The organism is Herbaspirillum frisingense GSF30, from assembly GCF_000300975.2.
GTDB lineage: Bacteria > Pseudomonadota > Gammaproteobacteria > Burkholderiales > Burkholderiaceae_D > Herbaspirillum > Herbaspirillum frisingense.
This window is the reverse complement of record NZ_AEEC02000021.1, coordinates 1-12272: the sequence shown is the minus strand read 5'-3', so window position 1 is coordinate 12272 and position 12272 is coordinate 1. Positions and strand designations below refer to the sequence as shown.

10 protein-coding genes are annotated in these 12272 nt (G+C 62.2%); 3 read left to right on the top strand and 7 right to left on the bottom strand.

All coding sequences use genetic code 11. The annotated features are described in order from the left end of the window. Nucleotides 1-2: 2 nt before the first annotated feature. From HFRIS_RS15095 to andAc, 4 genes are all read right to left on the bottom strand, one after another. Entirely contained in the window at nucleotides 3-1181 is a 1179-nt protein-coding gene (locus HFRIS_RS15095) for an ABC transporter substrate-binding protein (protein ID WP_039875950.1), read from the bottom strand. A gap of 119 nt (nucleotides 1182-1300) precedes the next feature. Continuing rightward, nucleotides 1301-2392 carry an anthranilate 1,2-dioxygenase ferredoxin subunit AndAb gene (gene andAb / locus HFRIS_RS15090; protein WP_006464262.1) on the bottom strand — a complete coding sequence of 364 codons (1092 nt, stop codon included), beginning with the start codon at nucleotides 2390-2392 and terminating at the stop codon, nucleotides 1301-1303. A 7-nt stretch (nucleotides 2393-2399) separates the two neighbouring features. Further along, nucleotides 2400-2900 carry an anthranilate 1,2-dioxygenase small subunit AndAd gene (andAd, locus tag HFRIS_RS15085; protein ID WP_006464261.1) on the bottom strand — a complete coding sequence of 167 codons (501 nt, stop codon included), beginning with the start codon at nucleotides 2898-2900 and terminating at the stop codon, nucleotides 2400-2402. Further along, entirely contained in the window at nucleotides 2897-4177 is a 1281-nt protein-coding gene (gene andAc, locus HFRIS_RS15080; RefSeq protein ID WP_006464260.1) for an anthranilate 1,2-dioxygenase large subunit AndAc, read from the bottom strand. Before andAc ends, andAd begins: the two co-directional genes overlap by 4 nt. 253 nt (nucleotides 4178-4430) lie before the next feature. On the opposite strand from andAc, the gene HFRIS_RS15075 reads away from it, so the two are divergent. Both HFRIS_RS15075 and catA read left to right on the top strand, forming a co-directional pair. Then, nucleotides 4431-5591 (top strand): muconate/chloromuconate family cycloisomerase, encoded by a 1161-nt coding sequence (locus HFRIS_RS15075; RefSeq protein ID WP_152486704.1) that lies wholly within the window; start codon nucleotides 4431-4433, stop codon nucleotides 5589-5591. Nucleotides 5592-5654: 63 nt separating this feature from the next. Further along, on the top strand, nucleotides 5655-6566 hold the full coding sequence (catA, locus tag HFRIS_RS15070; protein ID WP_006464258.1) for a catechol 1,2-dioxygenase: 912 nt from the start codon (nucleotides 5655-5657) through the stop codon (nucleotides 6564-6566). Between the two features lie 66 nt (nucleotides 6567-6632). Here the strand turns inward: catA and HFRIS_RS15065 are convergent, their stop codons facing one another. Continuing rightward, entirely contained in the window at nucleotides 6633-7535 is a 903-nt protein-coding gene (locus HFRIS_RS15065; protein WP_006464257.1) for a LysR family transcriptional regulator, read from the bottom strand. Between the two features lie 443 nt (nucleotides 7536-7978). On the opposite strand from HFRIS_RS15065, the gene HFRIS_RS15060 reads away from it, so the two are divergent. After that, a complete protein-coding gene (locus HFRIS_RS15060; RefSeq protein WP_006464256.1) occupies nucleotides 7979-8998 on the top strand; it encodes an AraC family transcriptional regulator in 1020 nt (339 codons plus the stop codon). A 60-nt stretch (nucleotides 8999-9058) separates the two neighbouring features. On the opposite strand, the gene HFRIS_RS15055 is transcribed toward HFRIS_RS15060, so the two are convergent. Beyond that, entirely contained in the window at nucleotides 9059-10762 is a 1704-nt protein-coding gene (locus tag HFRIS_RS15055; protein ID WP_244436306.1) for an SEL1-like repeat protein, read from the bottom strand. Further along, nucleotides 10695-12272 (bottom strand): phospholipase D-like domain-containing protein (locus tag HFRIS_RS15050; RefSeq protein ID WP_006464254.1); only part of this gene is annotated, 1578 nt, incomplete at its 5' end. The genes HFRIS_RS15050 and HFRIS_RS15055, both read right to left, overlap by 68 nt.

Sequence of the window (12272 nt, the reverse complement as noted above, 5' to 3'; positions counted from 1 at the left end):
CCTTATTGCATCTTGCATTCGCCGACGTAGGCGTCGACGTGGTCGGTCAACAGCGTCTGCGTCATGTTGTTGACGTACTTGCCGTCGGCGCCCTTGGTCACCACCCGCGCATACTGGTTCTGGATCGGGAAGTGGTTGGCCGCGAACTTGAAGCCACCGCGCACCGACTTGAAACTGGCAGCCTTCATGGCGGCGATCAGGGCCTCACGGTTGTCCACCTTGCCACCGACGGCCTTGACGGCGCTATCAATGAGCATGGCCGCGTCATAGGCCTGGGAGGCATACATCGAGGGCTGGCGACCGTATTCCTTGACGTAGGCGGCGACGAAGGCGCGGTTCTGCTCATTGGGCAGGTCGGCCGACCACTGGCCGGTATTGGCCACGCCGGCGATCAGGTCGCCGTTGGACAGCATCTGCTGGTCGGCGTCATAGGCCGGCATCACGCGCACGATCTTGGGGTCCATGCCGGCAGCGGCATATTGCTTGACGAAGTTCACGCCCATGCCGCCCGGCAGGAAGAAGTACACCGCGTCGATGTTGGCTGCGCGCAGCTGGGCGATCTCGGTGGCGAAATCAAGCTGGCCCAGCTTGGGGAACAGCTCCACCGCCGGTTCCTTCTTCAGGAAGCGCTTGAAGCCGGCCGAGGCATCCTTGCCCGCCGGATAGTTGGGGGCGATGATGGCCACGCGCTGATAGCCCTTGTCGGCCATCAGCTTGCCGGCGGCTTCGTGGGTCGCATCGTTCTGGTAGCTGGCGCTGAAGAAATAGGGATTACAGCCGGCACCGGCCAGCTGGGCAGGTCCGGCATTGGCGCTGACCACCACGGTCTTGCTGGCAAAGGCAGCCGGCGCCACCGCCAGCAGGATGTTGGAATAGACGAAGCCGCTCAGGATGTCGACCTTCTCGCGCTTGATCAGGCGGTCCGCGCCCTGCTTGGCGGCATCCGGGCTGAACTGGTCATCCACCACGATGACTTCGGCGCTCACGCCGCCGAGCTTGTTGCCCAGGGTCTTCAGGGCCAGCATGAAGCCTTCGCGCTCGTCCACGCCGGGCGCGCTGGCCGGGCCGCTCAGGGTAGTCAGGAAGCCGACCTTCACCACGTCGGCCGCCTGGGCCGACAGGCTCGCGCCTGCTGCCATTGCCATCATTACTGCACCTGCCACTTTAGTCAGTCGGTTCATGCCTGGATTCCCCTCTAGGTTCTTGATGGTTTGAAATCGTCGTGATGTTGCAATGCGGTGTAGACGGTACGCCCTGCGTCGATGAAAGCCTGGTTCAACGCATGCGCCGGCCTGCCGTCCTATGTCCGCAGGTCGGCCTTCGAAAGGAAGGAGTCCGCGAAAAAGGCTGTCTCAGGCAGGCCGCAGGCGGCCGTGAAATCGCGCCGCGCTGACTCTACCACGACCGGTGCGCCACAGGCATAGACCTGATATTGCTGCATCGCAGGAACATCCTGCATCACGGCCTGGTGGACGAAGCCGGTGCGCCCCTGCCAGCCGGAAGCGGAATCCGCCTCCGATAGCACCGGCACATACTCGAACCAGGGCAGCGTCGTCGCCCAGTCGCGGCACAGCGCATCCAGGTAGAGATCAGCGGTGCGACGGCCCCCCCAGTACAAGCGCATGGGCCGGGTATTGCCGACGGCGATCGCCTCTTCCACCAGCGCCTTGACCGGAGCAAATCCTGTGCCACTGGCCAGCAGGATCACCGGCTGCGCGCCTTCACGCAGATAGAAGCTGCCGGTCGGCCCTTCCAGCGTGAGCGCCTGGCCCGGCTGCATGCCGCCGAAGACACGATCGGTGAACACGCCACCGGGCAGGTGACGCACATGCAGCTCCAGCAGGTCGCTGCCGGCACCAGCATGGGTGGCCATGGAATAGCTGCGGCGCTGGCCGTCTTCCAGCAGCAGGTCGATGTATTGTCCGGCACGCCAGGACAGGGGCGCGGCGCAACGCAGGCGCAGGATCGCCACGTCCGGCGCAGCGCGCTCCATGCTTTCCACGCTGGCCTGCACCAACTGCGGTGCGGCGTCCTGAGCGGCTGCCGCGCCTTCTCCGGTCTGCGCGGCATCGCCGACGCCGACGCCGACGCCGACCTCGACCCGCCCCGCCACCACCCGCACCGGGAAGCTGCGCACGGCCTCGGTCACCGGCGCACAACGCGGTGCGCCGCTGCGGATATCGAACAGGCCCTGGTGCAGCGGACATTCGACGCAACCATCCTCGACATAGCCATCGGAGAGCTTGGCATTGCCGTGGGTGCACAAGTCCTTGAGCGCAAAAATCTCTTCACCCAGGCGGAACATTGCCACTGCCTGGCTACCTGCCCTGGCCGCGGCAACCTCACCTTCGGCGAAATCATCGGCATGGCCGACATCGAACCACTCGCTCATACCGACCTCAGATGGGAGTGGCCAACAGCGTCGCCACGCGCAGCGTGTCGTAGATCACGCGGCGACGGGCGTAGCGCCAGCCGGCGTCGGTCTTGACCACGCGGTCTTCATAGCGACCAGCCTGGTAGACGAAGGACTCACCGTTCTGCAAGGTCTGCACCACCACATAGCTGGACTGCGCATCGACCGAACCGTCGGCGTTCTGGGTGAACACCAGTCCGGACGTCATGTGACGATAGGTGTGCGCCTCGTAGATGTTGGCATGGCGCAGCGAGAGCACGCGGTCATGCAGCATCTTCTTGCTGTCGCAGTAGATGATGCCGATGGGCAGGCCGGCATCGGCGTTTTCACGCGGGATGATCTCGTAGAGGCAGTCATCGGTGAAGAATTCGGGCCACTCTTCCAGGCGGTCGTTGTCGAGGGCGTGGACGTAACGCTCCTGCAATTGGTGCAGGGCGAACCACAATGTCATCTGTTCCATGTTTTCCATCTGCTGTGCCTCGTTCATGCCTTTTCGATGGACGGGAAGCCCATCAGTTTCTGGTAGCCCATCCAGAACTTGCGGATCAGGCTTTCGGTGATCAGGGTGTCTTCCTGGTCCGGGTTGTCGCGCGCCATGTCGATCACCGAGCAGTGATCCGGGTCACGCGCGGTGCCACGCTGCACCAGTTCGGTGGCCTCGGTGTCTTCCATCGAGATGTAGCCGGCCGGCCCCACCAGGTTGGCCTGCTTGATGCGCAGGGCGCGCAGTTCCGGGGTGTCGTCCTCGTAACCGAAGAAGTGGAAGATCAGCTCGAAGTTGTTGGGCCCCTTGGGCAGCAACTGGCGCGCCACCAGGGTGTTGTGGATCTGTTGCACCACCAGCTGCGGGAAGATGGGCTGGATGTGGTTGGTGGTCAGTTCCTCGTATTCCTTGATCTGGCCCAGCACCGACGGGTCCTGCAGCGAGAAACCCTCGTCGAAGGAACGGATCTCCTGTTGCTTGTAGGCATCGGCGGTCTCCACCTCGTTCTTGGTAGCGGTGATGATGCTGTGCAGGCCATGATGCTTGTCAGCCAGCGAGCGCGCCTTCATGCCCACGCGGAAGATATTGAAGGTGGTGTGGAACAGGTGTAACAGACTGGCGTGGTACGGGTCCTTGACGTTTTCCAGGTAGAGCTTCCAGTTGGACTTGGAATACTGGCGGGTGCAGCCCAGGTAGACGATGGGCTTGTGGAAGATGCGGTCGATCCAGGGGCGCATCTCGGCGCCTATGTAGTCCGGCAGCGATTCCACGGTCTGGCTGAAGGTGGCGAAGACCAGGCCCTTGTAGCTGTCCACGCGCAACTGGCGCAGGCCATGGCACTTGGGATCGAAGTCCTTGGCCATGCCGGCCGCACCCTTCTGGCCGCGGCGGAACGGCACGCCCAGCAGGTTGCCACGCGAATCGAAGCTCCACTGGTGATAAGCACAGCTGTGGGAACTGGCATTGCCACGCGGAGTGCGGCAGACCACGGCGCCCCGGTGCGAACACTTGTTGACCCAGGCGGCCAGGCTGCCGTCTTCGGTACGGGTCACCACCACCGGGGTATCGCCGACGAACGTGCTCTTGAAGTCGCCATTGTTGGGAATCTCCGCCTCCAGGGCCAGGAAACTCCAGGTCTCGCCGCGATAGATGCGCTCCTGCTCCAGGTCGTAGACCTCCTTGGAGCTGAATACCTTGTAGGGGGTACGGGCGCCGTCGGCGCGGGGAAACTGCACCAGCGGTGCATAGCCTTGCTGATCAGGCTGGGTGGATGTGTTCATGCGGCGTGTCCTCATCGTTAGACACCAGGTCTGGCCCGGTATAGGACGCATCTTAGGTAGTGCCTGCCGGTCCGGATATCCACCATTTGCAATCTTTCCGGCCTGGCTTATCCGTTTTTTGCACGGCAAGGACGTTATACCTAAGAGGTATGCAGCATGCCCGAAACGGTCTTGGACACCCGGCGCGCTTTTTTCCTATGATGCGGCAAGTCATCGCTTGCCAGCACTCATCACCACTTACCCGGATTTCATCTTGAGCTCATCCTTGCCCGCCACCTCCATCGAGACCGTCGAGGTCCTGCTGCTGGACGTTCCCACCATCCGCCCGCATCGCCTGTCGATGACCACCATGCATCGCCAGACCCTGGTCCTGGTGCGCATCACCGGCAACGACGGCATCGCCGGCTGGGGCGAAGCCACCACCATCGGTGGGCTGGCCTATGGCGAAGAAAGCCCGGAAAGCATCAAGGTCAACATCGAGACCTACATGACGCCACTGTTGCTCGGCGCCGACGCCAACCAGGTCGCCGCACGCATGCACCTGCTGGACGAGCACGTGCAGGGCAACCGCTTCGCCAAGTGCGCCATCGAGACCGCGCTGTGCGATGCGCTGGCGCGCCGCCTGGGCGTGCCCTTGTCCACCCTCTTCGGCGGCCGCGTACGTGAGAGCCTGCCGATCGCCTGGACCCTGGCCAGCGGCGACACCACCCGCGACATCGAGGAAGCCGAGAAGATGCTGGCCCAGCGCCGTCACAACATCTTCAAGCTCAAGATCGGCGCCCGCACCGTGCAGCAGGATTGCGCCCACGTGGCAGCGATCAAGCGCGCCATCGGCGAGCGCGGCAGCGTGCGGGTGGACGTCAACCAGGCCTGGACCGAGACCGATGCCATGCTGGGCATGCGGTTGCTGGCCGATGCCGGCGTCGATCTGGTGGAGCAGCCCATTGCCGCCGGCAACCACGACGGACTGCGCCGCCTGCGCCAGAAGAACCGCATCGCCATCATGGCAGATGAAAGCCTGCACGGACCGCAGGACGCCTACCAGCTGGCACGCGTGGGCGCGGCCGACGTGTTTGCCGTGAAGATCAACCAGTCCGGCGGCCTGGCCGGCGCCCAGCAGGTCGCCGCCATCGCCGGTGCGGCACAGGTCGATCTGTATGGCGGCACCATGCTGGAAGGTGCCATCGGCACCATGGCCTCGGCCCAGCTGTTCGCCACCTTCGGTGCCCTGGCCTGGGGCACCGAACTGTTCGGCCCGCTGCTGCTGACCGAAGAAATCCTCGCCACGCCGCTGCGCTATCGCGACTTCGCCCTCGAATTGCCCACCGGCCCCGGCCTGGGCATCGAACTCGACCAGGATCGCGTCAACGCACTGCGCCGCGACCGCAAGACCCCGCTGGTCTCGCTGGCCTGACATTCACCGGCCAGCGACACCAGAGCAAGCCAACCACATCCAACCAGAGACAGGAGAGACAACGTGGACAAGAAAGCCATCGACGCGGTATTGCAGAAAATCGAGAGCACCGAGCTCGCGGAAGGGAACCAGCGTGTCAAGACCATCGTCAACCGCATCGTGCGCGACATGTTTTATACGATTGAAGACCTGGATGTGCAGCCGGAAGAATTTTGGGCTGCCGTGGATTATCTGACCTCGGCCGGCAAGTCCGGCGAATATGGCCTGATCGCCGCCGGCCTGGGCTTCGAGCACTTCCTCGACCTGCGCATGGACGAAGCCGAAGCGCGTCGTGGCGTGCAGGGCGGCACCCCGCGCACTATCGAAGGTCCGCTGTACGTCTCGGGCGCACCCGAACAGAAGGGCTTTGCGCGCATGGACAAGGACGAGCAACCGGGCGACACCCTCTTCATGCAAGGCCAGGTCTGCGACGAGCACGGCAAGCCGCTGGCCAATGCGCTGGTGGAAGTCTGGCACGCCAACCACCTGGGCCGTTATTCCTTCTTCGATCCGGACCAGACCCCGTTCAACCTGCGCTGCTCCATCCGTACCGACGAGCAGGGCCGTTATCGCTTCCGCAGCCGCGTGCCGGTCGGCTACAGCGTGCCCCCGGGCGGCGCCACCGACCGCCTGCTCAACAAGCTGGGCCGTCATGGCAGCCGTCCTGCGCACATCCACTTCTTCGTCACCGTGCCGGGCTATCGCAAGCTGACCACGCAGATCAACATCGCCGGCGATCCGTATCTGTGGGATGACTTCGCCTTCGCTACCCGCGAGGGCCTGGTGCCGGAGATGACGCATGTGACCGACCCGGCCGAACTGCGCAAGCACGAAGTCGATGCGCCCTTCTATGCCATCGAGTTCAACTTCAGCCTGCTGCCGGAACAGGGCGATCTGCCCAAGGCCGACATCAACCGTCCGCGCCTGGCCGCCTGAGCAGGCAGGGCATCATGATGGAACGGGCCATGCCTTGTGCATGGCCCGTTGTCTTTCCGGCCAAGCTCAGGGATATTCCTCTGCATGCATCTGCGCGATGCCTGATGCCGTGGCGCGCAATTTCTCCAGCAGCACGGAGCGGTCGTTGGCCCGGAAATTCATGATCACCGGCGAATGCACACCCTTGTTGGACAAGGGCCGATAGACCACGTCCGACCGGTGCAGCCCCTGCACCGAACGCGGCACCAGGGTCACGCCGACCCCGGCCGCGACCAGGCCGATGGCGGTCTGCATTTCGTTGGCTTCCTTGACGATGGTGGGCCGCAGACCGCGACTGGAAAAGATTTCCAGCACCTGGTCCGCATAGCTGGGACGCGGACGCGCCGGATAGAGGATGAAGCGCTCCTCGGCCAGTTGCGCCAGCGTCACCTTGTTGCGCGCCAGCAGCGCGTGACCCAGCGGAAACACCGCCACCAGCGGCTCTTCCACGATGGTCTCGCAGACGATGTCGGGATCGGTGATGGGCAGGCGGCCGAAGCCGACATCGATGCGGCCGGACTTGAGTGCCTCGATCTGTTCCATGGTGACGATCTCGGAAAAGCCGATCTCGATATCCGGCAGTTCGGTCCGGAAACGCTTGATCATTTCCGGCAGCAGACCATACAGCGCCGACGGCACGAAGCCGATGTTGAACCAGTGCTGCTGTCCCTTGGCGATGAGACGGGTGCCTTCCTCGATCTGCTCCAGCCGCGCCAATACCTGCAGGGTCTGCTCGTAGAAGAACTTGCCGGCCATGGTCAGGGCGATGGGTCGCGAGGCACGGTCGATCAGTTCGGCCCCCAGCAAGTCTTCCAGCTGGCGGATCTGCCGGCTCAGGGGCGGCTGGGCGATGTGCAGCAATTCGGCCGCACGGCTGAAGCTGAGGGTGCTGGCGACGGCGTTGAAATACTTGAGATGGCGAAGTTCCACTATACCTCCGGGGCATACCATGATGCTGATTTGATATTGTACGTTCTCCCGCCCTGGGCATAGAATCCAAGGCCAACGGCCGCAGAGCCGAGCACACGACGCCTTCCACGCGTGCCGTGCGCACCACCACAGCGAGGCCAGCGCCCACGCCAGCGCAGGCCCGACCAGAAGACCGTAGAGGAGACCGACATGAACCGCAGCACCCTGCCCCATCTTTGCCCCTGCCCGTCCTCCTGGCGGGCATGAAACTTGCAACCTCATTGCATTGACCGCGAGGCTCGCTGACTGAAGGGAAAGCAGACAGCGCGCCTCCCGGTCCTGCAATCCATGAAGGTGCGGCGCACTTCTGGCCATCGGCCGGTGCGCCCGTACTGCATCACCACCCGGTACCAACGTCTCCCCCGCAACCGGCACTGCGCGGGCGGGACCGTTAAGAGGTTAACATGCTCAACACTGTCCATGCGCTCAGTCTGGAGCCGCTGTATCGTCGCCGCGTGTTCCAGTCCACCCGCAAGGTCGACTGCCACGCCCAGGTCGCCAACGAACTGTCGGAACACGATCTGTTCTGGAAGGGTGACGACGTCGACACCGTGCTCTTCAAGGCCGCCATCCAGCAGTTGCAGATCTTCATGCTGAAGTACGGCGCCGAAGTCATCGTGCGGCCACGCCTGTTCAATGGCTTCGCCCTGGTCCACATGACACTCTCCGGCACGGCCGAGATCGAATCGGACGGCCAGAAAGTGTGCATCCCGCAGGGCAAGACCGCGCTGATCGCACCAAAACGGAATCTGCGCCTGTGGTGGCAGGCGGGTTCCGAGCAACTGATCCTGAAGGTACCCCTGGCGCTGTTCGAAGAACTGAGCGCACTGGGCCAGCCCGGACCGGCCAATATGCCCTCGCTGTTCCTGCTGCCGCAGCAGGCCGCGCCGCACTGGGACCTGCTGATCCAGTCGCTGCTGCGCGTGCTAGCCCTGCCCGGGCAGAGCGAGGGGCATGGCGAGTGGATTCGCCATTTCGAACGCAGTGCCGCGCAATTCCTGCTGTCGCAACTGACCAGCACGGTGCAGCCGGTGCTGGGTGTTCCCGGCAGCGCGCAGCTCGCGGCCAGCGAATCCGGCGACAGCCTGGTAGGCGCCGGCAAGCTGCAGCGGCTGGACATGCTGGAGCGTTACATCCGCACCCGCCTGTGCGCACCGCTGGCGCTGGCCGACCTGGCCAGTGCCGCCGGCGTGAGCGTACGCGCGCTCAATGCGCTGTGCCACCAGCAATACGGCGTGGCCCCCATGGACCTGCTGCGCAACATCCGCCTGGACGCGGTACGCGAACGCCTGTTGACCCATCCCGGCGCCAACATCACCGACACCGCCTTCGAATTCGGCTTTGGTCACCTCGGACGTTTCTCTGCGTACTATCGGGAGCGGTTTGGGGAACTGCCCAAGCAGACGCGGGGCGGGATGCGTTAGAGAAGCCCTTGTCCGATCCAGACGGCTTCTATTCGATTAAACCTTGACCATCAGGAAGGTTTAATCATGCGCCCCGTCATCTTCACCGGTGGTCAGCGTCACATATTCCAGACCATTGCGTACCTCGTTGGCATTGGCCATCCATTGCCAGAGGATCTCCTTCTCTTCGATACCGGGACGATCGGTGACCACCGCAGGAAACGGCATACCCTTTCTCACATAGGCCTGCCGATCCCAGCGATTGAAGGAGGCATGCAAGGGATGTGTATCCGGTAGATAAGGACGCCATATGCCCGTGCGCGGGCAAGGTGAATGGCTTCTGTAGTAGCGCTCCGTTTTCGGGGTATCGCTATAGCGCGCTGCGCGGCGGGTCACACGGGGATCGTCCTTGATTGGCGCCGGTGGCAATTGGTCGATGGCCTCACCCAGATAATGGAAGCGGATGCGCCCATCTTCATCTTGCAGCCCGGTCCGGCTGCGATCGAAGAGCTCACCCTTCAGATAGCGCATCGGCAGCTGCTGCGCATCCCACGCACGATGACGCTCGCTGACCGGATGCATCAGGCGGGCGATCCAGTAGCCGGTTTCGGGGGCTGCCGTGCTTTCGTACTGGGGTGTGATCTGGCGTTGTGGTTGCTCGGGGAGTTGTCGGCCCGGTTCGATATGGGCACGGCCGGTAAGCAGCCAGGCTGGGGTCGGTTCGGGTGGAGGTGGTGCGGCGGGTCGGGGAAGAATTGGCTTGGCCGCGTCGAGCAGGGTGTTGCGGTCGCCGTTCCACATGGGGAGCTTGGCGGGGGGAAGTGGAAGAATCTTGTCCAGGTTGGGGAAGCGGAGGTCGGGATTGCGTTGCAATGCATCGGAAAGAAGAGAATACCGTTCTCTACGAGAATTATCTTTGCCGCCACCTACTAAGGGCTTGCCGTTACCAAATGCGCTCGATAGAGAAATGGCAGACATGGCGTTACCCAATCGAACTCCCTCCTGAAGGATATGTAATGCTAATTGGTTATCCTCATTCAGTTCCGGATTCTCGCCTCTAATGGTTGCGCCAAGGTTGAATGCGGAATCCCCGCTACCTTGCCGAAAACCACATTCCAGCAATTTAAGCGCGATCTTCCGATTCGCCCAAAATGCAGGCGGGCTATCGTAGAGGGCCTCCATTTTCTTCCCAAGAAAAGCCATTGCACTCGGGCTCCCCATCTCAACAGCCAATTCCCAGAACGCGTAGGCCCGACTGACATCCTGCTTCACCCCTATACCGTGCATATGATAGGTTCCCATCAAATCAAACGCGGCGGGGATTCCGAGCTTCATGGCGCTCTCCACTATCAACACCGCGTGTTCAGTATCTCTTGCAACACCTTCTCCGTGTGCATAGGCGTTGGCGAGATTGAGCAGCGCTTTCCAGTGGTTTTTCTCGGCCGCCTGTTGCCATAGCTGTACGGCCTTGACGTAGTCTCTTTGGTTTGGCCATAAGGTATGACTCGTCAGGGCGAGCCCTTCCTGGAACCATTGTTCCGCTTGTTCGTCGATTTTCGGAACGACATCACTTTCATACTTGCAGACAAAATCTTTGCGGTGAGGATCAAATGCCTTAAGTGGCATGTTTCGTGATGGATTTTTCATGGCACAGGAGAGTTGAGCGAGAATTACGAAATGAAGGATGAGTAGTTTTGAAAGAGCTTTCATTGGGTAGCTATGCCAGTCGGAACTTACTTGTTCGTTCATCGTTAAAGGGGAAGATGAAACCAGTAGGTGGCTCACCTTTCTCTCGCTTGTCAGCGTTGGCGGCGAGCAAGTCTCGCCAATCGTTGAAAGTATTGGCAATCTCCACATTACTTCCCCCACCCCCATCCTGCGTCCCACCCGTATGCCTCCCCCACACATGCTTCCTGATCTGCGCACTCATCGCGGGATCATCGCAAGCCACATTGATCTCCGCATCCACTGCCATCGAGCGCAGATTCAGATTGGCGCTGCCCACCGTAAACATGGAGTCATCGATCACCATCAATTTGCTGTGGATATAGATTTCACGATAGCGGTCGCCCAGCCTGGCTGACTCACCGTCCTTCAAGGGCGTTCGTGAGCGCCACGCATGGTCGTAGGTCCACAAGGTGCCGATGAGCGTGCGCATGCCCAATGTCTTCAGTTGCTCGCTGACGTTTTCCTTGCTGGTACCGGTCGATGCAGCGCTTTGGGCCAGGGTCGAGGGCTCGGCCGGTTTGAGCACGGGGTTCGGCACTTCACCCTTGGCGCGCTTCTCGCTGACATAGCGCTCCCAGTCACGCAGCTTCTGGAGCTCGTCTTCGATCAGCTTGTCCTGGTTGGGCATGGACTCTCCATGGCCCAGGGCGCGTACCGTGTCGTAGGTGCGTGGCACCATCTGCGCCAGTTCCGGGGCCGGAATCACCGCCATCACATGCAGCACCGGTACGTCGTCCAGGCTCAGGCCGGCGCGCTGGCATCCCTGGACGAAGTTGTGGCGGTTTTCCTTGAGTTCCTGCGCCCACTCGGTGTACTGGAAATACTGGTTTTCCACATACAGGTAACTGCGCGCAAAGCTGCTGGCCTGGCGATATAGGCGCTTGATGGTCTTGTCGCCTTCTTCCGGCTGGGTGCGCACGATCTGGGCATTGACCGTGGCCTGGCCTCTCAGGGGTTCCCACAGGCCAGGAGGCGGGCGATGCACGTCGTGCTCACGCTTGAGCGGGGAACCTCGCCCCTTGGCGCGGTTCCAGGCATCGGTGAAGTTCTTGCTGATGCCCACCAGCGCCTCGCCCTGGATGCGGCAGGCATAGTCCTGATAGGGCTTGAGGCCAGGTTGGCCATCCTTGGTGCCACCTTCCCATGACTCGCCGCGGCGTGGATCGTGGAACAGATGTTCTTCGGTATCCCAGTAGTCGGTCACCGAATTCAGGCCCATCACATACCCGACTGCATGCACACCGCCTTCGTGTTCGTAATCGATGAGAATGGTCTTCTGGTGATCCGTGGCGACCACGGCCATGCCGACGGTCTCCAGCAGGCCGCGCTTGCCGGGCTCCTCGGACAGGCTGCCCAGCACCGCACTGACGTCGCCATCACGAATGCGCAGACTCAGATTCTCGATCAGGCCCTGCTCGGCTTCGCGGTACCACTGGGCGTTGAAGGCTTCGCGCATACCCTGGGGATCGTCGGCCGACGGGGGTAACTTTTCTTGCCTGCCCATGCGGTACAGGTTGCTCACGTTGGGTTCATAGGGACTGGGCTGCCGGAACCCTGGCATATTATT

Excerpts from the sequence above, each read along its gene's own strand:
- HFRIS_RS15095 (WP_039875950.1), bottom strand. The coding sequence starts at position 1,181 with ATGAACCGACTGACTAAAGTGGCAGGTGCAGTAATGATGGCAATGGCA.
- andAb (WP_006464262.1), bottom strand. The coding sequence starts at position 2,392 with ATGAGCGAGTGGTTCGATGTCGGCCATGCCGATGATTTCGCCGAAGGT.
- andAd (WP_006464261.1), bottom strand. The coding sequence starts at position 2,900 with ATGAACGAGGCACAGCAGATGGAAAACATGGAACAGATGACATTGTGG.
- andAc (WP_006464260.1), bottom strand. The coding sequence starts at position 4,177 with ATGAACACATCCACCCAGCCTGATCAGCAAGGCTATGCACCGCTGGTG.
- HFRIS_RS15060 (WP_006464256.1), top strand. The coding sequence starts at position 7,979 with ATGCTCAACACTGTCCATGCGCTCAGTCTGGAGCCGCTGTATCGTCGC.